25 protein-coding genes and 2 tRNA genes are annotated in these 21,458 nt (G+C 69.4%); 12 read left to right on the top strand and 15 right to left on the bottom strand.

Translation table 11 applies throughout. The features are described from left to right. Nucleotides 1-162: 162 nt before the first annotated feature. The 5 genes from ABT294_RS03250 to ABT294_RS03230 all read right to left on the bottom strand — a co-directional run bounded on the left by ABT294_RS03250 (nt 163) and on the right by ABT294_RS03230 (nt 3,816). Nucleotides 163-1,503: an FAD-binding oxidoreductase gene (locus tag ABT294_RS03250; RefSeq protein ID WP_350803171.1), complete on the bottom strand. Its 1,341-nt coding sequence runs from the start codon at nt 1,501-1,503 to the stop codon at nt 163-165. Nucleotides 1,504-1,532: 29 nt separating this feature from the next. After that, a complete protein-coding gene (locus tag ABT294_RS03245; protein ID WP_350803169.1) occupies nt 1,533-1,808 on the bottom strand; it encodes a carboxymuconolactone decarboxylase family protein in 276 nt (91 codons plus the stop codon). Nucleotides 1,809-2,033: 225 nt separating this feature from the next. After that, a complete protein-coding gene (locus ABT294_RS03240; RefSeq protein ID WP_350803168.1) occupies nt 2,034-2,471 on the bottom strand; it encodes a glutaredoxin domain-containing protein in 438 nt (145 codons plus the stop codon). 292 nt (nt 2,472-2,763) lie between these two features. Then, a complete protein-coding gene (locus ABT294_RS03235) occupies nt 2,764-3,372 on the bottom strand; it encodes a flavodoxin family protein (RefSeq protein ID WP_350803166.1) in 609 nt (202 codons plus the stop codon). A gap of 141 nt (nt 3,373-3,513) precedes the next feature. Beyond that, nucleotides 3,514-3,816, bottom strand: coding sequence for a muconolactone Delta-isomerase family protein (locus tag ABT294_RS03230; RefSeq protein WP_350803165.1), 303 nt, complete (start codon nt 3,814-3,816; stop codon nt 3,514-3,516). 213 nt (nt 3,817-4,029) lie between these two features. Here ABT294_RS03230 and ABT294_RS03225 point away from each other — a divergent pair, with 213 nt between their 5' ends. Together ABT294_RS03225 and ABT294_RS03220 are read left to right on the top strand one after the other, a co-directional pair. Beyond that, on the top strand, nt 4,030-4,743 hold the full coding sequence (locus ABT294_RS03225; protein WP_350803164.1) for an SDR family NAD(P)-dependent oxidoreductase: 714 nt from the start codon (nt 4,030-4,032) through the stop codon (nt 4,741-4,743). 175 nt (nt 4,744-4,918) lie between these two features. Beyond that, nucleotides 4,919-5,950, top strand: coding sequence for a nitronate monooxygenase (locus ABT294_RS03220; protein WP_350803162.1), 1,032 nt, complete (start codon nt 4,919-4,921; stop codon nt 5,948-5,950). A 73-nt stretch (nt 5,951-6,023) separates the two neighbouring features. Here the strand turns inward: ABT294_RS03220 and ABT294_RS03215 are convergent, their stop codons facing one another. Beyond that, entirely contained in the window at nt 6,024-6,644 is a 621-nt protein-coding gene (locus tag ABT294_RS03215; RefSeq protein WP_350803161.1) for a TetR/AcrR family transcriptional regulator, read from the bottom strand. Nucleotides 6,645-6,797: 153 nt separating this feature from the next. On the opposite strand from ABT294_RS03215, the gene ABT294_RS03210 reads away from it, so the two are divergent. Continuing rightward, nucleotides 6,798-7,151: an SgcJ/EcaC family oxidoreductase gene (locus ABT294_RS03210; protein ID WP_350803159.1), complete on the top strand. Its 354-nt coding sequence runs from the start codon at nt 6,798-6,800 to the stop codon at nt 7,149-7,151. 185 nt (nt 7,152-7,336) lie between these two features. On the opposite strand, the gene ABT294_RS03205 is transcribed toward ABT294_RS03210, so the two are convergent. The 5 genes from ABT294_RS03205 to ABT294_RS03185 all read right to left on the bottom strand — a co-directional run bounded on the left by ABT294_RS03205 (nt 7,337) and on the right by ABT294_RS03185 (nt 9,866). Continuing rightward, a complete protein-coding gene (locus ABT294_RS03205; RefSeq protein WP_350803158.1) occupies nt 7,337-7,675 on the bottom strand; it encodes a hypothetical protein in 339 nt (112 codons plus the stop codon). After that, a complete protein-coding gene (locus tag ABT294_RS03200) occupies nt 7,665-7,934 on the bottom strand; it encodes a hypothetical protein (RefSeq protein WP_350803157.1) in 270 nt (89 codons plus the stop codon). Before ABT294_RS03200 ends, ABT294_RS03205 begins: the two co-directional genes overlap by 11 nt. 21 nt (nt 7,935-7,955) lie before the next feature. After that, nucleotides 7,956-8,570, bottom strand: a complete 615-nt coding sequence (locus ABT294_RS03195; RefSeq protein WP_350803156.1) for a GNAT family N-acetyltransferase — start codon at nt 8,568-8,570, stop codon at nt 7,956-7,958. A gap of 16 nt (nt 8,571-8,586) precedes the next feature. Next, the gene (locus ABT294_RS03190) at nt 8,587-9,141 is read right to left on the bottom strand and encodes a kinase (protein WP_350803155.1); all 555 of its coding nucleotides are present in this window, start codon (nt 9,139-9,141) and stop codon (nt 8,587-8,589) included. Nucleotides 9,142-9,251: 110 nt separating this feature from the next. Continuing rightward, nucleotides 9,252-9,866 (bottom strand): TetR/AcrR family transcriptional regulator, encoded by a 615-nt coding sequence (locus ABT294_RS03185; protein WP_350803154.1) that lies wholly within the window; start codon nt 9,864-9,866, stop codon nt 9,252-9,254. A gap of 111 nt (nt 9,867-9,977) precedes the next feature. Here ABT294_RS03185 and ABT294_RS03180 point away from each other — a divergent pair, with 111 nt between their 5' ends. From ABT294_RS03180 to ABT294_RS03160, 5 genes are all read left to right on the top strand, one after another. Then, on the top strand, nt 9,978-10,796 hold the full coding sequence (locus tag ABT294_RS03180; RefSeq protein WP_350803153.1) for a class I SAM-dependent methyltransferase: 819 nt from the start codon (nt 9,978-9,980) through the stop codon (nt 10,794-10,796). A gap of 313 nt (nt 10,797-11,109) precedes the next feature. Beyond that, a complete protein-coding gene (locus ABT294_RS03175) occupies nt 11,110-12,267 on the top strand; it encodes a YVTN family beta-propeller repeat protein (protein ID WP_350803152.1) in 1,158 nt (385 codons plus the stop codon). 246 nt (nt 12,268-12,513) lie between these two features. Continuing rightward, nucleotides 12,514-13,350, top strand: a complete 837-nt coding sequence (locus tag ABT294_RS03170; protein WP_350803151.1) for a glycerophosphodiester phosphodiesterase — start codon at nt 12,514-12,516, stop codon at nt 13,348-13,350. Between the two features lie 12 nt (nt 13,351-13,362). Further along, complete coding sequence (locus ABT294_RS03165; RefSeq protein WP_350803149.1) at nt 13,363-13,539, top strand: hypothetical protein; 177 nt, start codon at nt 13,363-13,365, stop codon at nt 13,537-13,539. Nucleotides 13,540-13,722: 183 nt separating this feature from the next. After that, the gene (locus tag ABT294_RS03160) at nt 13,723-14,586 is read left to right on the top strand and encodes an LLM class F420-dependent oxidoreductase (RefSeq protein ID WP_350803146.1); all 864 of its coding nucleotides are present in this window, start codon (nt 13,723-13,725) and stop codon (nt 14,584-14,586) included. Nucleotides 14,587-14,630: 44 nt separating this feature from the next. Here the strand turns inward: ABT294_RS03160 and ABT294_RS03155 are convergent, their stop codons facing one another. Next, a complete protein-coding gene (locus tag ABT294_RS03155) occupies nt 14,631-15,254 on the bottom strand; it encodes a TetR/AcrR family transcriptional regulator (RefSeq protein WP_350803144.1) in 624 nt (207 codons plus the stop codon). A gap of 139 nt (nt 15,255-15,393) precedes the next feature. On the opposite strand from ABT294_RS03155, the gene ABT294_RS03150 reads away from it, so the two are divergent. The 4 genes from ABT294_RS03150 to ABT294_RS03135 all read left to right on the top strand — a co-directional run bounded on the left by ABT294_RS03150 (nt 15,394) and on the right by ABT294_RS03135 (nt 16,893). Beyond that, entirely contained in the window at nt 15,394-15,888 is a 495-nt protein-coding gene (locus ABT294_RS03150; RefSeq protein ID WP_350803143.1) for an RICIN domain-containing protein, read from the top strand. 79 nt (nt 15,889-15,967) lie between these two features. Next, entirely contained in the window at nt 15,968-16,306 is a 339-nt protein-coding gene (locus ABT294_RS03145; RefSeq protein WP_350803141.1) for an antibiotic biosynthesis monooxygenase family protein, read from the top strand. A 347-nt stretch (nt 16,307-16,653) separates the two neighbouring features. Continuing rightward, nucleotides 16,654-16,725 (top strand) — tRNA-Gly (locus ABT294_RS03140). Between the two features lie 95 nt (nt 16,726-16,820). Next, nucleotides 16,821-16,893 (top strand) — tRNA-OTHER (locus tag ABT294_RS03135). 69 nt (nt 16,894-16,962) lie between these two features. Here the strand turns inward: ABT294_RS03135 and ABT294_RS03130 are convergent. The 3 genes from ABT294_RS03130 to ABT294_RS03120 all read right to left on the bottom strand — a co-directional run bounded on the left by ABT294_RS03130 (nt 16,963) and on the right by ABT294_RS03120 (nt 21,454). Further along, nucleotides 16,963-19,653 carry a sugar-binding protein gene (locus ABT294_RS03130; protein ID WP_350803140.1) on the bottom strand — a complete coding sequence of 897 codons (2,691 nt, stop codon included), beginning with the start codon at nt 19,651-19,653 and terminating at the stop codon, nt 16,963-16,965. A 77-nt stretch (nt 19,654-19,730) separates the two neighbouring features. Continuing rightward, a complete protein-coding gene (locus ABT294_RS03125) occupies nt 19,731-20,558 on the bottom strand; it encodes a carbohydrate ABC transporter permease (protein WP_350803139.1) in 828 nt (275 codons plus the stop codon). Next, nucleotides 20,555-21,454 (bottom strand): carbohydrate ABC transporter permease, encoded by a 900-nt coding sequence (locus ABT294_RS03120; protein ID WP_350803138.1) that lies wholly within the window; start codon nt 21,452-21,454, stop codon nt 20,555-20,557. Before ABT294_RS03120 ends, ABT294_RS03125 begins: the two co-directional genes overlap by 4 nt. Nucleotides 21,455-21,458 lie beyond the last annotated feature (4 nt).

The following is a 21,458-nucleotide window of genomic DNA, read 5'->3' as shown; positions in this document are numbered from 1 at the left end:
ACGACTGTTCTTCTCGACGCCCGCGCTCCCCACCCTGCCGAGGCGTACGCACGCTCGGGGGTGGGGCCGTTGCCCTGCTGTCGGGTCGGGCCGAGCGGCGGCTGCGGGGCGTGTCCGTGGGCGTCCAAGAACTGGCCGGGGGGCGTTGCCTGTCCGCACGGCCTACTGGGGCCGGACGTTGTGGTTGCCGGCGAACAGATTGCCGGGGTCGTACTGACGCTTGACCGCGGCGAGCCGCTTGTAGGTCTCCGTGGGATAGATCGCGGCGACATCCTCCTCGGTGGCGGAAGCGAGGAAGTTCGCGTAGGCGCCGTTGACGTGAGGTGCGAGTCTCCGCCAGATCGCTTCCAGAGCTGGACGAGCGGCCTCGACGACCGGCTCCGGACCCGCGGTGGTGGTCACGAACATCAACTCCGCCTGGCGATGCGCATAGGCGGTGGCGTCGTCGGGGACTCGGGACACCGCACCGCCGACGCTGCGAACGGCGATGAACGGCGACCGCTCCGATGCCCCAACCTCGGCAAGGATCTGAAGGACCTCGGGCACCGATTCCTTGTCGGCAAATGCGCTTCGGGTGACAAGCCGGATGCCGGGCGGCGGGGTCGCGCCCTCCACGAGGGTGTCCGCATAGGGCTTCAGCGCGACATCGTCGTCGATCACCGTGCCGAGCCGGCGGATCGGGTCGATGGCCTGCGCTGCGAGTTCCGGGTCATCGCCGTCAAAGGCGACTTGGATCTCGACCGGCGCTTCGGGTCCGCCGGCGAAGGGATTGGCAAAGCTCGCGATGGAGGTGAGCTCTTCGGGGGCGGTGCGGAGGTAGTCCGCCCAACCCTGGAGCACGCCGGCCGCCTCCGATGCCGGGAAGGCGATCTTGCCGTAGTAGACGTCTGTCGTGCGGTGTGCCACGAACTCGAAGGCGGTCACGATCCCGAAATTGCCGCCGCCACCGCGAATCGCCCAGAACAGCTCCGGGTTCTCCTCCGCGCTCGCCCGCACGACCTGTCCGTTGGCAGTGACCACCTCTGCGGCGACCACGTTGTCCAGGGCCAGGCCGTACTTCCTGACCTTCCAGCCGATGCCGCCGGTCAACGTCAGCCCGCCGACACCCACGCTCTTGGTGTCGCCTGAGGAGATCGCCAGGCCATGCGGGGCCAGGGCGGCCGCGACCTGACCCCAGGTGGCGCCGCCGCCGATCCGCACGACGTGACGTTCGTTGTCGATGATCTCCACGTTCGCGAGGTTGCCGAGGTCGATCACGACGCCGTCGTCGTTGGTGCCGAAGCCCGGAAAGGCATGGCCGCCGCCTCGCACGGACAGCGAAAGCCCTGCGTCGGCAGCGAATCTGACCCCTGCTTGCACGTCTCCGACGCTCTTGGGCCGCAGAACATAGGCCGGACTACCCGAAGCCAATACCGAGCGACTGGCCGACTCGTACTCCGCTCCGCCCGGTTCGATGATGTCGCCGCCGAAGTCGCGGCGAAGGGTTTCAAGCGCTGAGCTCATGACGTTCCTTCCACACAGGAGAATCTTCGTTATCCGAACTGGCCGGGCTGGTAGTCGCCGGCGGGCTGCTGGACGATGACGTTCAGGCGGTTGGCCACGGAGGTCTCCCCGGCGTGCGCGAGGTCCTTGCTGTGCATGTCGGTGCAGAAGCCGCGGCCGTTGATCTGACTGGCGCGGAGCATCACCAGGTCATGGGTCGCGGACGGCAGCGTCGAGCCATCGATGATCACCTTGCTCGCCGAGGCGAAGTGCCTCATGGACTTGGCCGCGAGCGGGCTGCCGGAGAGGTTCAAACGGGGTTCCAAGACGCGTCCCTTGTGTTGTTGCGTGCTGCACTGAACGAACACAAGATGCCGACGACCCGATTCTTGTGACAGCGCTGCTATGTGACGTGCGCCACAAGCGGGTGGCGACGTGCTGGGCAGGGCCGTGGCGTCGCTGCGGCCGGGGCAATGGCTACCCGGCGCTGATTCTCCAGCTCAACGGCGAGATCGACGCCGTCATGGCGGTGCGCATCGACGACGGTCTCGTCACCGGGATCGGGGGAGCTGTCCGCGCACCCATCCTGGATCGGGGTTGATGTACGGCCGGCCCGCCAGCACCACGGTCGGCACCGTCTCGTCGCCACCGGTGGCGGCCCTCACCACCGCCGCACCGGCCGGGTCGCGCCAGATGTCGACCCAGTGCAGCCGGCGGGCGTCGCGGCCCAATCGGATCCGCAGCCGCAGGCAGTACTTACAGCCCGTCCGCCAATAGACGATCGGCTGGCCGTCGACCGCGCTGCGGCGTTGTGCCTCCACCGCACCGATCGATCTCGGGAACGCCAGCGGCGAATACAGTCCGGCGAGCAGCACGAACATCAGCAGTAGGACAGCGGCGGCGCCCGGGGACCCTGCGGCGATTTGCGCGGCCGCAACGACCAAGCCGCCCACCAGGAGCAATATCGGCAAGATCAAAGCGCGCGTCATGATGACACAGGCTATCGGTGGGGTCACCACCACCGCCTACGACCTGATCAACACCGTCGCGGGGGTCCGACCGGGCCGGAGCGTCCTGATCCATGCGGCGTCCCGGCCCGGGTCGCGCAAGCACCCCGGGCCGGGACGGATCCCACCGGCTAGGCCCGGAGGGTGAAGATGATCGATGAGTTCATCGAGACATCCCACGGCCGCATCGGCGCCGACGATGTCCACAAGAAGCTGATCTCATGAGGGTTCGCCGGCACCGACCGCACCACCCGCCGCGCGGCCGGTGGGCGGGTCAGGCTGCCTTGAGCTGAGCGGCTATCCTCACCACGCGCTCGGCCTGGACACGGGCGGCGGCGCGGGTGGTGTCGTCCACCGGGTTCGTGCCCTGTCCGTCCACGTGCGAGGTGCCGTAAGGGTTGCCGTCGACGAACTTGACGGGGGACGTGAAGCCGGGGGCGACCACGATGCCGCCGAAGTGGTGGACGCTGGTGTAGAGCGCCTGGAGCGTCGTCTCCTGGCCGGCGTGGAGGAGCGCGGACGAGGTGAAGCCGCTGTAGACCTTGTTGGCCAGCTTCCCCTGCGCCCACAGCCCGCCGAGGGTGTCGATGAACTGCTGGAGCTGCGAGGAGGTGTTGCCGAACCGGGTGGCGGATCCGAACAGTACGGCGTCGGCCCACTCGATGTCCTCGGGTGTCGCCTCGGGGATGTCCACGGTGGCGGCGTGGTTGGCCGCCCACGCCGGATTGGCCTCGATGGCCGCCCGCGGGGCCAGCTCGGCGGCCTTCACCAGACGGACCTCGGCACCTGCCTTCACACTGGCATCGCGCAGTTCCTTGGCGATCTCGGCGGTGGTGCCGGTGGAGGAGTAGTAGACGATCGAAAGCTTGACGGGAGTGGCCACAGCGGTGGCTCCGTTCCTTGTTGGGGATTCTGGTGAACTAGACGACCGGTCGACTATTCCAAGGTAGACGACCGGTCTAGATGAGTCAAAACCGGGTGTCGCGGTTGCGGCGGGAGCGACGAGGCCCGTCGGCCCGTGCGATCAGGTGGTGACGGCAGTCCTGCCCGGGTCGTTGGGGTGAGACTCCAGGACCGTTACCGCCGAGGTCATCCACGGCCAGAGCGGCAGCGTGCCGAGCACCTTCTCGTACAGCTCACCCTCGTCGGCGGCCCGCCACAGACCGATGCTGCGCAGTTCGCCTACCGGGCGCCACAGCCTGACGAGGTGACCGGCCGCGGCCAGTTCCCCGGCCCTTACAGATTCCTCGGCGCGACAGCGGTCGACCTCCGCCGGGTCGGTGCCCTCGGGGACGGTGGTGGTGAGCTCGACCAGGAACTCCTTCATGGCGCTTCTCCTTCTTCCTGCGGGGGCCTACTGGCCCCTCGGGGCGACGTACGGAAGGCGGTCGGTGTCGCCGCCCGTGTATTCCGCGGGCGCACACCCTGCCGCCCGGCGGCACGCACACCTTTTGAAATATTTCGACCGGTCGTCTATCTTGCCATAGACGACCGGTCGGCTAGTTGACGGTCATTCTCATCTCCCTGGAAGAAGGTCATCATGAGCACGCAGGTTCAGAAGGTCGCGGTCGTCACAGGTGCGTCGCAGGGCATCGGAGCCGGGATAGTCACCGCCTACCGCAAGCTGGGCTACGGCGTCGTCGCCACCTCGCGCCACATCCCCGCGTCGGACGACCCCGACGTCGTCACCGTTCAAGGCGACATCGCCGACCGCACGACCGCAGAGCGCGTCATCGCCGCCGGCGTCGAGCGGTTCGGCCGTATCGACACGCTGGTCAACAACGCGGGGATCTTCGTGGCGAAGCCCTTCACCGACTACACCGAGGACGACTACGACGCGGTGATCGGCGTGAACCTGGACGGTTTCTTCCGCATCACCCAGCTCGCGGTGGAGCGCATGCTCGAGCAGGGCGGCGGCCACGTCGTGCAGATCACGAGCACGCTCGCCGACCAGGCCAACTCCAGCGTGACCTCCGTACTCGCCTCTCTGACCAAGGGCGGACTGCAGTCCGCCACCAAGGCGCTGGCCATCGAGTACGCCGGCCGCGGCCTCCGCAGCAACGCCGTGGCGCTGGGCGTCATCAAGACACCCATGCACTCCGAAGAGCATCACGCGGCACTCGCGGCACTGCATCCTGTCGGCCGCATGGGCGAGGTGAGCGACATCGTCGACGCGGTCGTCTACCTCGAGAACGCCCCGTTCGTCACAGGCGAGATCCTCCACGTCGACGGCGGCCAGATCGCCGGGTACTGAGCGCGGCCACTCACCGCCGGCCTCGCCCGCGCGGGCCCGAGGCGGGGGCGCGCCACCCGTGCCCCTGCCGGCGGCCCGTCCGGTGCCAACGACGACCTCAGGGACCGGCCCGGGCGGGCCACTGCCTCGTTCCGGACCGAGTCCGTCCCCATCTCACGAGGAGGGAAGACACTGCATGACTTCGCCACTCAATGGTCTCGCCGTGGACAACCCGGTTCTGGCCGCGCCGATGGCCGGCGGTCCCAGCACCCCCGCACTGGTCGTGGCGGCGGCCCGGGCGAACGGACTGGGGTTCCTCGCCGGCGGATACAAGACCGCGGACGCACTGGCCGAGCAGATCGCCGAGGTCCGACGCCACGACATCGCCTTCGGGGTCAACCTCTTCGCCCCCAACCCCCTGCGGGTCGATCCGGAGGCCTTCCGACGCTATGCCGCCGCGATCGCCCCCGAAGCCCGGGCCTACGAACTCGACGTCCAGGCAGCGGGAATCGTCGAGGACGACGACCACTGGTCGGACAAGATCGACTTGTTGCTGTCCGCACCGGTACCGGTCGTCAGCTTCACCTTCGCCGTCCCGGACGCAGCCGTCATCGCCCCGCTGCGCGCCGCCGGAACCCTGGTCGTGCAGACGGTCACGTCACCGGCGGAGGCCCGCCTGGCCGCGGACGCGGGCGCCGATGCGCTGGCCGTACAGGCGTCGGCCGCCGGAGGGCACTCCGGCACACTCACCCCCGAGCATGTTCCGGCCTCCGTCCCGCTGACTGATCTGCTGGGGCGGATACGGGAGGCGGTGTCGCTGCCGCTCGTCGCCGCGGGCGGGCTGGCCACCCCGGCCGGCGTGGCCGAGGCGCTGCACGCCGGAGCCGAGGCGGTAATGGTCGGTACGGTCCTGCTGCGGGCAGACGAAGCCGGTACGTCACTCCCGCACAAGGCGGCCCTGGCCGACCCGAAGCGCCGCCGGACCGTGGTGACCAGGGCGTTCACGGGCCGACCAGCGCGGGCGCTGGCCAACCGGTTCACCGACCGCTACAGCGGCCTCGCCCCCTCTGGCTATCCCGCCCTGCATCATCTGACCAGGCCGATGCGCCAGGCCGCCGCCGCGGCCGGCGACCCCGAGCGGATCAATCTGTGGGCCGGGACCGGGTACCGCCAGGCCACCGCCGAGCCCGCCGCCCAGATCCTGCGGAGACTGGCCTCCCACGTCTGAACGCCCTCGGCGCCCGACGCACGCCGAGGCACCGGCGGTCCGGGACTCCGGCCCGCCGGTAGCGGACCAGGGCTCATGCCCCGGCCGCTGCCTCTTGTGGCGTCCGGGCCCCCAGCAGGGCCAGGCAGTTCGCCCACAGAACGCTCAGCTGGGACGTGTTGTTGTAGAGCTTGGCGAGCAGCACCTGTCCTTCGAGCTGCGCGACGACCGATCGCGCCGCCTCATGGGTGTCGGCGACCGTGACCTCGCCACGCTCGCGCGCCTCGACGACGACCGACTCCACCATGTCGACCTGGGCGTCGAAGATCTCCTGCAGGCGCAGGCGGATCGCTTCGGTCTGATTGCTCAGCTCCAGCGTGAGGTTCCCGAACAAGCAGCCGGAGACGGTGCCACAGCTCTTCTGCCCCGCGCGCTGGCTCGCCTCGGTCTCCTCGAAGAGTTGCCGCAGCCGCTGCAGGGGGTCGGCGTCGCCGCGCAGAACACGGGTCCATTCGCGACGCTGGACGGCCCAGTGCTCGTCGAGCACGGTCAGCGCCAGGGTCTCCTTGGACTCGAAGAAGTAGTAGAAGCTCCCCTTGGGCACCCCGGCCGCCTTACAGATCTCGGCCACGCCGAGCGCCGAGTATCCACGCAGCTCGATGAGCGACTGCGCGGCGCTGATGATCTTCTCCCTGGCGTCACTGGTCCGTCCCATGGTTGCAAGTATACGACCGCCCGACTACGTTGTACTAGACCGGTCGGCTAGCAACTCACCGGGACCGTTCGGTCGCAGTCCGCGACCGCTCAGGGCGGGAGCCGCTGTCCGCACGCCCACGCGCAGATGAGAGCTGAAGCAATGAACCATCCGATGCATGACGTCCTTCGGCGCTGGAAGGCCGCTTTCGACGGCCATCAGCCCGACGCCATGGCCGATCTGTTCACCCCGGACGCCCTCTTCCAGGGCTTCGGACCCGCCGTCCTCACAGGCCGGGACGCGGTGCGGGGCTACTACGAAGTCGTACCGGCCGGCCGAAGGGCCGAGGTGACGGTCCTGCACACATACACGATCGGCGAGCAGGTCGCCGGAGGCTTCGCGGACGTCACGTTCGGCGACGCGCACGGCTGGGAGGTCCATGTGCATCTGTCGCTGGTCCTCCGTCTCGACGACGCCGGCTGGCGGATCCGCCAGTACCACGTCTCCCGTGTCGACGCCGAGCACTGACCCAGGTGCTGGGACCGGGCGCCTCTCGAAACTTGAAGGCTCCTTCATGGTGGGTCGGTCAGCGCGTTGCGCTTCGTGCGGCTAGCTGGTGGCGGAGGTTGCGACGTCACGCAGGATGCCTGGAGCTCCTCGACGAGCTCGCGGATCGCGCTCTGGCCGTGCTGCCACAGCACGACCAGGGCGTCCTAGAGCGCATCGTCGGCTGGGGGGTCGGGATGACTCGGCGTCAGGTCGTGGACGATGCCGGAAAACACATCTATCACCGGTACCAGCCGGACGTCGTCAACGACCGCCAAGCGCGGAGCATCGCTCACGCGCGGCTCTGGTGCCGTCGCACGGAGGGCCCGCTCGTACTGCCGGCGGGAGAAGACGAACGGTCCGAGAAGGGACAAGTCCCAGTCGCGATGGTTGTTGCGGAAACCCGACCAGCGGACGACGGAGTCGGTGAGCTCGATCTTCGCGAGCAGCGCCCAGCACTCAGCGATGCCGCATGTGCAGCCGAGCAGCATGGTCTCATGTCTCATCGTCTTCCTGGTTGTAGGCGACCTCTGCCGGCTCGTCCAGGTAGTGGCGGCTCGGCCAGCCGCACTGGTTCCGGGAGAAGTAGGTGTAGTCGCCCGCGAGCAGCGGCGCCGGCTCGGGTGCGAACTCCTCTTGCCGTTCGAGTTGCTCGGAGCGGGCGTACGGAAGCTCGGCCTGCCGTACCAGTTCGAGCAGCGGCACGTCGTCAATGGCGATCTCGACGAGCCCTCCGTCCACGCACCGGAACTCGATCCGTCGCACCGCGCCTTCCTGCATGACCGGTCAGAAGTCGATTCGCATGACGGCGCGTCTGAGTGTCGGCCTGCCTACCTCGGTGAACCCCGCGTCGGCGAAAACGTCGCGGCTGCCGACGTGGAGTTCGCCCCAGGTGACTTCCACTCCCGGCTGTGTGATCATCGGGTACGCCTCGAGCGCGCGAGCTCCGCGTTCGCGTGCGAAGTCGACCGTGGCGCGGGCGAGCGCGTAGGTGATGCCGCGTCGGCGGAAGCCCTTGCGGGTGACGAAGCAGGTCACGGCCCAGACGCTGTCATCGGTCTTGTCCTCCTGGCGTCCGGTCCAGGGGACGCGGGCACGGAGCAGGCGGGGGTAGGACGATCGCGGCTCGACCGCGCACCACCCGACCGGTTCACCGTCCAGATAGGCGACGAGACCGCTGGTCGAAGGGGCTCCGGGGTCCCCGCAACCGGTCTGCTCGCGCAGGCGCTCGGCACGTTCGTCGACGGAGACGGAGCGCCACTGGTAATCGAAGATCTTGTAGTGCTGACATTGGCACGTGGACGGATAGTCCGCTGTGCCGAAGATCGCCTTCAGGTCGTCCCACGACGCTTGGTTGGCGGGGACGATCACGAGCTGATCAGCCGAGATCTGCAGGGTCATGCCCGACATCCCACCATTACCGTCCTGCGGCTGGAGAATCGGCCTGCCGGTCAGCCTCAAGACCGGCGTCCTTGTAGATCCGCCGCACGATGTCCTCCAGGGAGGCATCTTCTCCGAAGATCGTCTCGCGCTCTTCCGGCAGCACATCTCGCTCGATGTACCACTGCCGCATGTCATCCGCGCCGAACTGGGAACGTTGAGGGCGCGTCTCATGTCGGCGCAGGGTCTCCTCCCAAGGGATGTCGAGGTAGTAGAGCGAGGTCCGGCCGAGGTGATCGCGGCAGAGCGCGTGCAGCATCTGCCCGTACCGGCTCGCGGCGAGGATGCCTTCCACGATCACGTGGTAGCCGGTGTCCAGGGCGTGGCGGCACATGGTGTCGATGAGGCCGATGTTCACGGCGCCCGGCTTGTCGAGCTCGCGCAGGATGTCGCGCCGCACCACGTCCTGGCTGATCAGGGCCAGGCCTCGGCGTCCGTACGCCTCTCGGAGGGCTCGCGCGACGCTGGTCTTGCCGGATCCAGAGTTGCCCCGAATGATGATGAGTGCCGTGCCAGGTGAGCCGGTTCGCACGTGGCCACCGTACCGACTTCTGACGAGCGGGATGTGCCGGACGGGCTCCGCGACCGACCCCGCTGCACCGCCCCGCTGGGCCAGGCCGTCGAACACCCGCGGAATCCCTTCTACAACGAGCGCAGCCCCTGGAGGGCGACGTCGAGGGCGCGCCGGATCGAGGTCAGGTACTCCTCCATTGAGGGGCCCTGGCGGAGGCTGACCGTGGCGGCGGCTTGAGCGGCTCCGATCAGGGATCCGACGGCGGCAGCCGCGGTGACCGGGTCGAGCACGCGGGGGTAGGCCTTCAGGAGCGCGTCGGCGATCGCCTGCTGGAGGTCGAACAGCACGTGCAGGGCCTTGGCCTGCACGGCAGGCAGTTTCATGACCGTGTCGTCGAGGTGCTTCAGATTCTTGCCGGCCTCGGAGAACGGCCCCCCGGCCAGACGCCGGGCGAAGACTCCTTCGTAGATCTCGAGCAGGACGTCGGAGACGTGTTCCTCCGGCGCTCGTTCGCCGATCACTTCGACGGCCGCTTGGACGTACTGGTCGGTGTCGGCGAACAGCACGTCTTCCTTCGTGGGGAAGTGGTTGAAGAACGTCTTCTTGGCCACGTCGGCCACCTGGGCGATCTGCGCGATGGTGGTCTGCTCGTATCCCTGTTCGGCGAACAGCCTGAGCGCCGTGTCGACCAGCAGTTGTCTCGTCTGGAGTTTCTTGCGCTCGCGTCGTGTCTCGTCCGCCATGCCAGAGAGCCTACACCAGGCATATGGTTATACTTGGACTACTTTTAGTCCAGGTGTCATTGAATCGAGGATGCCGACACGTACGTCGGCGCAGAAAGGACGGAAACTCCCATGACGCTTTCCCTTCCCGCTCTGACCCCGGTGGAGCAAACCCTGTGGATCACCCTGACCGGCCGGGCATTCGACAGCCGCCTGCCGGACCCGATCCTCGGCGACACGATGGCCGACGAGCTCGTCCGCAAGAGCGGCTACACCGACGACAAGCTCCGCTGGACCAGGGTTTCCTGCGTCGAAGTCGCCCAGCGGGCCAAGAAACTGGATGAGGTCGCGCAGCGGTTCATCGCCCGCCACCCCGACGCGATCGGTATCGACCTGGGCGCCGGCCTGGACACGCGGGCGTTCCGCATCGACACGCCGCCCACCGTCGACTGGTACGACGTCGACTTCCCTGACGTCGTCGCCGCCCGGCGACGGCTCATCCCCGACCGCCCGCACGTCCAGGCCATTGGCGCGGACCTGACCGACCCGGCCTGGCTGGAGAGCCTCCCCGCCGACCGCCCCGCCGTGATCGTCGCCGACGGCCTGATGGCGTTTCTCGCCGAAGCCGACATGATCTCCCTGCTGCAGCGGCTCACCGACCATCTCCACAGCGGGGAGATCGCGTTCAACGTCTACAACAAGTTCACGGTCCGGGCCGCGAAACTCGCCCCCAGCGTCCGGTTTCTGGTCCCCCTCTTCAAGTCCCCGGGATTCGACCGCCTGGACCCCGTGCGCTGGAATCCCAAGCTCACGCTCATTGAGGAGATCATGCTCACCCGAGAGCCGGAGGTCGCCCAGTATCCGCCGGCCCTGCGCCTGTGGACCCGCTTGGGGGCACTCAGCACGTCCTTTTCCAGGCTGGGCACCGTGGTCGCGCGCTACCGCTTCTGATGCGGACAGCCCCGCGAGCCCGGTCAGATGACCGATGCGCGGAGGCCGCCCCTGCGGGCACGGCCGAGGTAGGTGGGGAGCTGGAGCGCCCGCCGGCCTCCGCTCACTCTGCGCGTAGTGCCGGAAATCATGCGGCCACGGTAGGAACGGACGAAACAGCATCCGGTTGGCGCGGCGCTTACCTTGGCACGCCCGGCTCCCCGCCCCCACCTGGAGGGCGGCGGGCGTGCATGCCATCCCTTGATCATGCGCCGCCACGATGTTGACCTTGACCTGGGCGTACGCTGCCGAACACCTTCCTAGGCTGTGCCGCATGCGTCTGCCCTGGGTGATGAGCGTGCTTGGTGCGACCGCCATGGCCGCGGTCTCGTGTACCGCGCCGCCCGCGCCGCCCGCGGTGGTCGCCGGCACCCCTGCCCCGCCGCCGAGCCCGTCTCCGCACAAGCAGCAGGCGGAGCCGCGCGCCCGGGACAAGGTGACCGACGTCTACGCCCACGACAGGCCAGGGATGCTCAGCCCGAAGGTCAGGGGCCTGACCCCGCGCGTGTACGTGCCCAACAGCGAATCCAACACGGTGGACGTCATCAACCCGCGGACGTACCGGGTCGTCCACCGCTACCGGGTCGGCATGCTGCCGCAGCACGTCGTGCCGTCCTGGGACATGAAGACGCTGTGGGTCAACGAGAACAAGGGCAACCGGCTCACCCCCATCGACCCGGTCACCGGCCGTCCCGGCAAGCCGGTGCCCGTGGACGACCCGTACAACCTGTACTTCACGCCCGACGGCTCGTACGCCCTGGTGATGGCCGAACGCAACAACCGGCTCGACTTTCGCGACCCGGACACGATGCGCCTGATCCACTCCCTGGAACTGCCGTGCAGGGGCGTCAACCACGGCGACTTCACCGCTGACGGATCGGTGTTCCTGGCGAGCTGCGAGTTCTCCGGCCAGTTGGTGGCGATCGACTGGAAGCGTCCGCGCGTGCTGAAGGTGATCAGCGTGGAGCCGGCGAACATGCCGCAGGACGTCAAGCTGTCACCCGACGGGCGGCGCTTCTACGTGGCCGACATGATGGCGGGCGGCGTGTGGATCATCGACGCCGACACCCTCCGGAGGGTCGGATTCCTGCGCACCGGCAGGGGCGCGCACGGCCTGTACGTCAGCAGGGACTCGCGGCTGCTCTACGTCTCCAACAGGGGAGAGGGCTCGGTCTCCGTGGTGTCGTTCGCCGACCGCAAGGTGGTCGACCGGTGGCAGATCCCCGGGGGCGGCTCGCCCGACATGGGCGGGGTGTCGGCGGACGGCAAGCAGCTCTGGCTCTCCGGCAGGTACCACGGGGTCGTCTACGTGTTCTCCACCGTGACCGGCAAGCTGCTGCACAAGATCAAGGTCGGCCAGGGACCGCACGGCCTGTGCGTGTACCCGCAGCCCGGACGCTACTCGCTCGGCCATACGGGAATCTTCCGCTGAGCGCCTTACCGTGTCGCGTATGAGGAAGCCGCCGCGGCCCTAGCCCGTCGGCGGCGCGAGTCCCCTGATGCCCTCGCCCCCTCGCCAAGCGGCCCTGCTGCCGTGGCAAAGAGTTCGTTCTGACGCGTCCGACACGCCACACCAAAACGGTCTTTGCTGGCACAAATGGGAACTATCTCTCTGACTCGACATACGACTCAATTGTCCGGCTCGGGTTGCAGGCAGCAGGCAAGCCCGAGGAGGGACATGTACCGACAGTTCGGTGCCGTCGTCACCGCCGCCCTGACCGCTCTCCCCGTCATGCCGAGAGCCGCCTCCGCCTCGCCGCCAGAAGTCGACAACATCGCGCACCGGGGCGCCTCCGCGTACGCGCCCGAGAACACCATCGCGTCCTGCGCCCTGGCCCGGGAGCTGCGGGCCGACGCGTGCGAGCTCGACATCCAGGAGACCAGGGACCACCAGCTCGTCCTGATGCACGACGCGACGCTGGCCCGCACCACCAACGTTGAGCAGCTCTTCCCCGGACGATCGCCGTGGCGGGTCGCCGACTTCACGCTCGCGGAGATCCAGCAGCTGGACGCCGGCTCGTGGTTCTCCCCGCGCTACCGGGGCGTGCAAGTGCCCACGCTCGAACAGATGCTGCGGGCGACGAGCGGCAGCAGGATCAGGCTGCTGCTGGAGATCAAGCACGCCCCGCGCACCCCGGAGGACATCGACCGGCGGGTGGCCGCCGAGCTGCAGGCCAACCGTAGATGGTGGACCAAGGAGCGGCTGGCCGTGCAGGCGTTCGACTGGCAGTCGATGCGGAACTTCCACAGCCTCATGCCCGACGTCCCGATCGCGCTGCTCGGCAAGCCGGCCGTCGACCGGCTCGCCGAGGTGGCCGCCTACGCCGACTCGGTCAATCTGCCGCACGTCGGCCTCACCCCGGAATACGTCAAAGAGGTCCATGATCAGGGGATGCGGGTCTACACGTGGTCGGTGCACAGGCGGGCCGTCATCCGTCAGCTGATCTCGTACGGCGTCGACGGCATCATGACCAACAGGCCCGACCACCTCGCGCACGTCGAGCGGCACCGGTAGACGTGACACCGTTTGTGCCGGGCTGCGGACGGCGGCACGCTGTTCAGTCACGGAGAACACGGCAGCGAGCACACCCGGCTCAGCGCGTTCGCCAGCGCCATCCGCGGCGAGGAGCCGACCCTGGCCGACTTCGCGGCCGGTCTGCGCGTCCAGCGCGTGGTCGAGCACTTCCACCAGGCGGCGTCGTGACCTGACCCGTGCTCTGGCGGGGGACGCCGGTGCCGGGCGAGAGCCGCCTGCGGCACATGAGATGATTACTCCTACGGAGCCCTCTCGGCCTCGGGTGCAGCAACCCGGGCGAGAGGGTTTTTTCATGCCCGCAGTGACGTCATCCTGCGGCAGGCATGCCCCCACCCGATCAAGGAGTTTTCGATGAGACTCGGTCTGACCTGTCCCCGCTTCACCTGGCCCGGCGGCGACGCCGCGATCGCCGGGCGGTTCGCGGCCGTCGCCCGCGGCGCCGACGAGGCGGGGCTGCACAGCCTGTGGGTGATGGACCACTTCTTCCAGATCCCCAACTTCGGCGCCGTGGAGGACCCGATGCTGGAGGCGTACGGCGCGCTGTCCTACGCCGCCGCCCTCACCAGCCGGGTCACGCTGGGCGCCCTGGTCACCGGCGCCGTCTACCGCGCGCCTGGGGTGCTGGTGAAGCAGGTCAGCACGCTGGACGCGCTCTCCGGCGGACGCGCCGTCCTCGGCATCGGCGCCGGCTGGTACGAGCAGGAGGCCCGCGGCCTCGGCCTGCGCTTCCCGTCCCTGGCCGAGCGGTTCGAGCGGCTGGAGGAGACGCTGCAGATCGCCAAGCAGATGTGGAGCGACGACGACAAACCGTACGAGGGCCGGTACTACAGGCTGGAGCGCACGCTCAACGCGCCGCAGGCGCGCCCGCCGATCCTGATCGGCGGCAGCGGGGAGAAGAAGACGCTCCGGCTCGTCGCCGAGTACGCCGACGCCTGCAACCTCCTGCACGGCGCCGACGTGCCGCACAAGCTCGGCGTGCTGCGCGCCCACTGCGAACGGCTGGGACGGCCCTACGAGGAGATCGAGAAGACCCTCCACATGCGCGTTCCCGACGGCGAGAGCGTCGAGGAGAGCGTCCAGCGGTGTGGCGACCTGGCCGCCCAGGGCATCGACCACGTCATCGTGGCCGTCCCGGACCCGTCAGCGGACTCCACGCTCGCGCGCCTGTCCGAGCTCGCCGCCCGGATCTCCGGTATCACCCCGGCCGGTCGCTGAGGGGGCTCGCCCTTCTCGCACCGGCGATGTCGGAGAACCGGTCTCTAGGCGTCGGCGGCGAAGGCTTGACAGAACGTGTGGACGGCGGCGCGGGCCACGTCCCGCAACTCGGCGTCGTCGATCGGGCGGGTCCCCATCTGGGAGCGGGCCTCCATGGGGCCGGTGAGCAGCGCCATGAACTGCTCGGCCGCCAGCGCCGGGTCGGTCGTGCGCAGCTGGCCGGCGAGCGCGAGCCGGGCCAGCCGGTCGGCGAGCGCCTGGTTGAGACGGTGCGGCCCGCTCTGCCGGACGATGTCGAGGATGTCGGGAAAGTGGGTGCTCTCCGAGTAGAGCAGCCGCCGCAGCGCGCACGAGCGGTCGTCGCAGTGGAGGCGCAGCAGGTCGTATCCGACGAGTTCCAGCGTGGCGGGGAGGTCTTCGCCGGGCTCGACGAGCGGTTCGAGCGCGGCGAGCCGCTCGTTCAGCGCGGCCTGCGCGGCGGCCTCCATCGCGTGCCTGAACAGGGTGGCCTTGTCGGTGAGGTGGTTGTACACCGTCGGCTTGGCCACGCCCGCCTCGTCGGCGATCTCCTGCACGCAGGCTTGGGCGTATCCCTGGCGGGCGAACACGGTGAACGCGCCGTCCAGGATCGCCTGCCGCTTGTCGATCCGTCCACGCGATGTGGTCATCCCCTGATTGTACTGACGAGTTCAACCTTGTGGGCGTACTGGTTGCACGTCAACGCGCCCGCTTGATGCCGGGAATCTCACAACAAATCGGGGATTGCGGGCGTCATAGAGATCAACACCTCTCAGGAAGGTCACCGACGTGGTCGCCACCCCCAGCAAGCTGTTCGCCGTCGCCGCGACGACCGCCATGGCGCTCTCCCTCGCCGCCGCCCCCGCCTCGGCGGCGAGCGGTTCGCGCCAGGCGGGCAGTTCGCGCCTGATGAACGCCGCCACCGAGCTCTGCCTGGCCGTGGGCAAGAGCGAGGTGCGGGCGGGCAAGAAGGTCATCCAGTGGACGTGCTCCAACAACAAGGACCAGCAGTGGATCTACCGGGATCGTAAGCTCGTCAACGCCAAGACCGGCATGTGCCTGGCGATCGCGCACGGCTCCCGGGCCAAGGGCAAGTACGCGATCCAGTGGCCGTGCACCGACGGCGGCATCGAGCAGGAGTGGATGTACGACGACCTGCAGCGGCTGAAGAACCGGGCCTCCGGCCTGTGCCTGGCGGTCGGCAAGGGCGAGGCCAAGCCGGGCAAGTGGCTCATCCAGTGGACGTGCCGCGACACCGCGGAGCAGGCCTGGCTCATGCGGTAGCGCCACCGGGGGCACGATGCCCTCGGCCACCCCCGGCTACCCGGACGCTAGCGTTGGGGTGGACGAGAGGGGGTTTCCGTTGTCAGTCGTGAAGATCAACGTGTTGACCGTGCCGGCGGAGATGCGGGAGGAGCTCGAGCGACGCTTCTCCAACCGGGCCGGGATGGTGGAATCCGCCGACGGGTTCGAGTGGTTCGAGCTGCTGCGGCCCGTCGAGGGCACCGACCAGTACTTCGTCTACACCCGCTGGCGTAGCGAGGAAGACTTCCAGAAGTGGCAGCAGGGGCAGGCCTTCCAGCGAGGGCACGCGCAGGCTGCTCAGGCCGCCCAGGGGCACGGCCACGGCCAGGGGGCTGCCGCGTCCGGGTCGGAGCTCTGGACGTTCGAGGTCGTCGAGAGCGCGAGCCCCAAGGGCTGAGGTTTCGCGAGGGGATGTCACGGCCGCTTTTCAGCCGAGTCCGTGACATCCCCTCGTTTTTTAATGTGTGGCATCCGGGAAATGCCCGCGGCTACTGTGATCACACAGCAAGAAAGACGCGGTGAAAGGACAGCGGTGAACATGCTCAGCGACCTCATGCCGGCCGCCTGCCTGCACGGGCGAGCGGTCCTGTTCGGCGGCGGCGCCGGTCGGCGGGCTTCTGGATGATCCTCGACAGAGGAATACCGAAGCCGCCGGGAATTGCACCTGGCGGCTTTTTCTTTCGGTCGTTCCAGCCGGCAGCCGCCTGAGCAGAAAACTCCATAGACATTCCGAGGGGAAGTCCCGCCGCAGAGGCCGAACGGGTAAGGCAGCTGGCTTCCAACCAGCAGGACGGGGTTCGAGACCCCGCTGCGGCTCTCCCCGCGGCCCGCCGTACGGCATGACCGGACGGTGACGCGATGGTCATCACGGGCGCCGTCCAACGCCCCAGATGATCGCGGGCCGCGGGCTCGCCGCTCTAGCCCAACGGCAGGAGGCACCGCGCTCGGACGCGGGCAGTCGGGGTTCGAATCCCCGGGGCGGCACACGGCGACCGCGTTCAGCCGACCGCGTTCGCCGACCGGGAGCCCGGTCGGGCTCCCGGTCGGCGAACGTCAGCGCACGCGCGCCTGGGAGGCCAGCGTGCCTCCGTCAGGCGCCTGCCATCCGGCCACCACCGTCGGGTGGCCGGCCGTGGCGCGGGTCAGCGGCACGCTCACGGTCGTGCTGCCGCTCCGGGGAACGGTGACGACGTGGCTGCCCGCGGTCCCCTGGTCGTCGCGGACGAACAGGTGCGCCTTGCCGGCCGAGCCGGCGCGGAGCGTCACCTTCACGGCGTCCCGCGCGCCGGTGGCGGCCGTGACCCGGCCGCTCTCGGACGCCTTCGCCGCGGGACCGCCCGCGAGCGGAAGGCCGAGGCGGACCGCCTGCTCCAGCGACTGCGGTGAGTCCAGGCTGGACAGGCCGGTGTCGGGGATCACCGGGTCGGGCGGCGTGGTCGGCCGTCCCGCCGGAGGGTGGTAGCCCGGCAGCGTCGCGACGCCCCAGCGGTACGGGTCGCCCTGCACGCCACCCCACGTGGACCAGCCGATCCGGGTTTGACCGGTCTTGTCCTGGGTGTCGGAGTCGTACACCAGGATGTTCAGCCCGAGGTGCTCGGGATCGACCGCCCCCGGCAGGACCTCCATCGGGATGGACATCTCCACCGTGTACTCCCCGGTGGCGACCTTCGACGCCACCCGCATCCCAGGCGCGGTCTGCTCGCCCGGACCCTGACGGTTGTCGGCGTCGCGCTCGAAGCACGGCGGGCCCTCGGCGGTCACCGGCAGCACCGCCGCCTTGAACGTCGTGGAGGTGTTCTCCGACGTGCCGCGCGGGTCGATGGCCACCTCCACCGCGTCGGTACGCCAGTGCCGCTTGCAGTCGGACGCGGGCAGCCGGGTGCCGACCACGTCGTCCTTCACCTTGACCAGCACGAACAGCGTGTCGTCATGCCAGGCGAGCTTGGCGGTGCCTGAGCAGTCGGCCGCCGACGAGCAGGCGGTGCCCTCCCACAGGCGGGAGATGTCCAGGGCGGGGCCGGTGTACTCGCCGTCGCCCTCGACGCCGTCGACGGCCGGCGCCGACGCCGCCTGCGGGATCGACGTCTTCGGCACCAGTTCGAGCGCGGGCTTGCTCACGCTGGAGCCGTCCGCGCTGGTGGTGGTGGTGATGGTGTAGGCGTAGTCGCCGCCCTCGTTGGAGGTCTTCAGCGAGGCGTCGGAGTTGGTGACGGTGAACTGCACCGTCGTCGAGGCGCCGGCCGCCAGCGCGCTGTAGCTCGCCTCGGCGCGGTCGGCGGTGAAGCCGGCGGGCAGGTCCAGGCGGACGGTCCCGGTCTGGGGGGCGTCGCTGACGTTGGTGACCACGACGCCGACCTGGCGTGCCCCGCCGGACGGCAGGGTGAGCACGGGCGTGACCAGGCCGCGAAGCTGCGGCGCGTCGAGGTCCGCGGCCCACTTCTCGTACTGGTCCACCTGGGGCAGCAGCTGCTGCCTTCCCCGTACGGCCGGGCTGACCTCGACCTGCCGGTCGGTGTAGCCGCGGCCCTGGTCGGTGGTCAGCGTCGCCGCGACCCGCGCCCGGACGCCCGGGGACGCGCCCTTCGGCGGCGTCACGGTGAACGTCGCCGATCCGGTGCGTCCCGGAGCGAGCCTGCCGAGGTCGCCGGACCCGCTGACCTGCCAGCCCTCCGGTGCGCGCAGCGTCACGGCCGACCGGCCGAGCGGCTCGCGAGACGGCGCGGTCGCGGTGACCTTGACGGTGAACGCCGCACCCGGGCGGACGTCGAACGTGCTGGGACGCAGGTCCAGCAGCGTGCCGAGCGGGACGGCGCCTGCCGCCCTGACCAGCGCGCCGTCGAGGGCGGCCGTCGGTGCGGTGGCCGCCGCGGAGCCGGGCTCGGGGAACGGCACCCGCGAGTCCACCTGGGTGAAGAAGTCACAGCCCAGCTGGGCGGGGTCGGACGGCACGTCGGGGAAGACGGCCCAGCCCTGGGAGGCGTACGCGCGCTGGGCGTCACGCTCGATGGCGGCCCAGGTCCGGCCCTGGCTCTGGGAGGGGCGTCCGCTCCACACGCCGTACACGTTCTGCGCCGGGTTGGCCGGGCGGAACGTCGAGGCGCAGTCGGGGCCGCTCTTGGAGGTGCCGCGGCCCCCGCCGAGGAACACGCGGGAGGGGGCGAAGGGGCGCAGCCCCTCACGGGTGATCTGCTCGGGGAACGCCTTGGGGTCGGCCGCCGCGTAGAACGCCTTGACGGCCAGCCGCGCCGCCTGCTGGTGGTTGCCGTGGTTGCCGGGGGAGGGGGCCGGGTCCATGGTCATCAGGACCTCGGGCCTGGTCTGGCGGACGATCCGGACGACCTTCTCCAGGGTGTCGTCCCCCCAGATCTGGTCGGTCAGCGGGGCGCTCACCGTGTAGTAGAAGTCGACATCGTCGAGGTTGAACACGTCGCGGACGCCGGCCTTGCCGACGGCCGTGCGCTCCTCGGCCTCGCGCAGCAGGCCGAGGGCGGGGCCTTCCTCCGGGCCGACGGCGTTGCCGCCGCCCTCGCCCCGGGTGACGGTGACGACGCCGGTGCGGACGCCGTGGTCCTCGCTCCACTGCCCGAGCGTCGACAGGCTGAAGGCCTCGTCGTCGGGGTGGGCGCCGATGAACAGCGCGTCGAGGTCGGCGGGGGAGTTTGTGGTGGACGGGGTGGTTTGGGCTGTTCCGGCTAATGCCGGGGCGGCGGGGACGAGGGCGAGCACGGCCGCGGTGGCCAGCACCGCCAGGCGACCCGGTGCCCGTGACGGCGGAGTGGGTCGCGATGGGGGGTGCGGGGTTCGCATGCAACCTCCGGGTGTTACTCGCGGACGGCTCCTTGGAGCAGCCCGCGGATGAAATGGCGCTGAAGGAACAGGTAGAAGATCACGACCGGGGTCGCGACGATGACGGATCCGGCCGCGAGGAGGGTGAAGCCGGAGGTGTACTGGCCCTGGAAGAAGGCCAGACCCAGCGGCGCCGTGCGCAGCGACTCGCTGGTCACCATGATCAACGGGATGAGGAACTCGTTCCACGTCCACATGAAGACCAGGACGGTCAGGGTGACGATGGCGGGCCGGGCCGGCGGCGCCAGCACCTTCCACAGGATGCGCCAGGTCGAGGCGCCGTCGATGCGCGCGGCCTCGACGATCGCGCGGCTGCTCGTGCGGAAGTACGCCCGCATCCAGAACGTGCCGAACGCCACCGACAGCGCCACCTGCGGCAGCGCGACCGACCAGAACGTGTCGATCAGGCCGAGCGTGCGCAGGTCGAAGTAGAGCGGGACCGCGACGGCCTCGCTGGGCATCATGATGCCGAGCAGGAACAGGTAGAACAGCACGGACTGGCCGCGGAAGCGCATGGTGCCGAACGCGTACCCGCTCATGATCGACAAGACCACGCTGACGACCACGACGAACGCCGACACCATCAGGCTGGTACGCAGGTACGTCCCGAACCGCCCGACCTCCCACGCCGCGCCGAAGTTGCCCAGGTGCAGCCCGGCCACGCTGAGCCCCTGCCCGGCCGCGCCCGCGCTGTCGTCGGGGCCGAGCGCGGCCGACAGGATCGTCAGGATGGGGAACAGCGCGAATGCCGCGAACGCCGTCAGAATGACGTAGTTGGCCAGACGCTCCGCACGAGAGATCACGAGTCGCCCCTGTCAGCGAAGCGGTTGATCACGAACGAGACCGCGAAGATGACGACGGTGAGGGTGACGCCGATCGCCGCGGCCGAGCCGACCTGGCCCAGCCCGAAGGCCCGATGGTAGACCTCGTACGACGGCACCGACGTCGAGTCGCCGGGCCCGCCGCGCGTCGTGACGTACACCAGGTCGAACGTGCGCAGCGCGGCGATCACGGTGAGCGTCAGCGCGACGGCGATCTCCCCGCGCACCGAGGGCAGCGTGACCGAGAAGAACTCCCTGAGCGCGCCCGCCCCGTCGAGCCGCGCCGCCTCGTACAGCTCCAGCGGGATGCGGCTCATCCCGGCCAGCAGCAGCACGGTCACCAGGCCGGTCTCGAACCAGGTGCCGACCACGCCGACCGCCGGCAGCGCGAAGGTGTAGTCGCCCAGCCAGCCCCTCGTGAGGGAGTCCAGCCCGAGCGCGCTGAGCAGGCTGTTGAGGGTGCCGTCGGGGGCGTACACGCGCCGCCAGGCGACCGCCACCACGACCATGGCGACCACCTGCGGCAGGAACACCACCGTACGGAAGAAGCCGAGCCCGCGCACCTTGGCGTGGTTGAGAATCGCGGCCAGTGTCAGCCCGATGGCGAGCGGCGCCGCCGCGTAGAACAGCATGAGCACCAGGGCGTGGCCGAAGGCCGACCGCAGCCCCTCGTCGGCGACGATCGCGACGTAGTTGTCGAGCCCCGCCCAGGTGCCGACGCTCAGCCCGTCCCACTCGTACAGCGACAGGTGCACCGCGCGGACGATCGGGTAGAGCAGGAACGCCGCGTAGACGGCGAACGCGGGCAGCACGTAGAGGTAGGCGACGCGGCGGGGCTCTCCGGGAGGATGCCCCGCCTGCGCTCTCTTCACATTCACGTGT

Origin of the sequence: Nonomuraea sp. NPDC000554 (genome assembly GCF_040300065.1) — a bacterium.
GTDB lineage: Bacteria > Actinomycetota > Actinomycetes > Streptosporangiales > Streptosporangiaceae > Nonomuraea.
The sequence above is the reverse complement of the archived record's forward strand: the minus strand, read 5'-3'. Positions and strand labels throughout refer to the sequence as shown.

What these genes read in the sequence shown, in the direction of transcription:
- ABT294_RS03250 (WP_350803171.1), bottom strand. Translation starts at nt 1,503, where the DNA reads ATGAGCTCAGCGCTTGAAACCCTTCGCCGCGACTTCGGCGGCGACATC.
- ABT294_RS03240 (WP_350803168.1), bottom strand. Translation starts at nt 2,471, where the DNA reads ATGACGCGCGCTTTGATCTTGCCGATATTGCTCCTGGTGGGCGGCTTG.
- ABT294_RS03230 (WP_350803165.1), bottom strand. Translation starts at nt 3,816, where the DNA reads ATGAAGGAGTTCCTGGTCGAGCTCACCACCACCGTCCCCGAGGGCACC.
- ABT294_RS03225 (WP_350803164.1), top strand. Translation starts at nt 4,030, where the DNA reads ATGAGCACGCAGGTTCAGAAGGTCGCGGTCGTCACAGGTGCGTCGCAG.
- ABT294_RS03220 (WP_350803162.1), top strand. Translation starts at nt 4,919, where the DNA reads ATGACTTCGCCACTCAATGGTCTCGCCGTGGACAACCCGGTTCTGGCC.
- ABT294_RS03215 (WP_350803161.1), bottom strand. Translation starts at nt 6,644, where the DNA reads ATGGGACGGACCAGTGACGCCAGGGAGAAGATCATCAGCGCCGCGCAG.
- ABT294_RS03210 (WP_350803159.1), top strand. Translation starts at nt 6,798, where the DNA reads ATGCATGACGTCCTTCGGCGCTGGAAGGCCGCTTTCGACGGCCATCAG.
- ABT294_RS03205 (WP_350803158.1), bottom strand. Translation starts at nt 7,675, where the DNA reads ATGAGACATGAGACCATGCTGCTCGGCTGCACATGCGGCATCGCTGAG.
- ABT294_RS03195 (WP_350803156.1), bottom strand. Translation starts at nt 8,570, where the DNA reads ATGACCCTGCAGATCTCGGCTGATCAGCTCGTGATCGTCCCCGCCAAC.
- ABT294_RS03185 (WP_350803154.1), bottom strand. Translation starts at nt 9,866, where the DNA reads ATGGCGGACGAGACACGACGCGAGCGCAAGAAACTCCAGACGAGACAA.
- ABT294_RS03180 (WP_350803153.1), top strand. Translation starts at nt 9,978, where the DNA reads ATGACGCTTTCCCTTCCCGCTCTGACCCCGGTGGAGCAAACCCTGTGG.
- ABT294_RS03175 (WP_350803152.1), top strand. Translation starts at nt 11,110, where the DNA reads ATGCGTCTGCCCTGGGTGATGAGCGTGCTTGGTGCGACCGCCATGGCC.
- ABT294_RS03170 (WP_350803151.1), top strand. Translation starts at nt 12,514, where the DNA reads ATGTACCGACAGTTCGGTGCCGTCGTCACCGCCGCCCTGACCGCTCTC.
- ABT294_RS03160 (WP_350803146.1), top strand. Translation starts at nt 13,723, where the DNA reads ATGAGACTCGGTCTGACCTGTCCCCGCTTCACCTGGCCCGGCGGCGAC.
- ABT294_RS03155 (WP_350803144.1), bottom strand. Translation starts at nt 15,254, where the DNA reads ATGACCACATCGCGTGGACGGATCGACAAGCGGCAGGCGATCCTGGAC.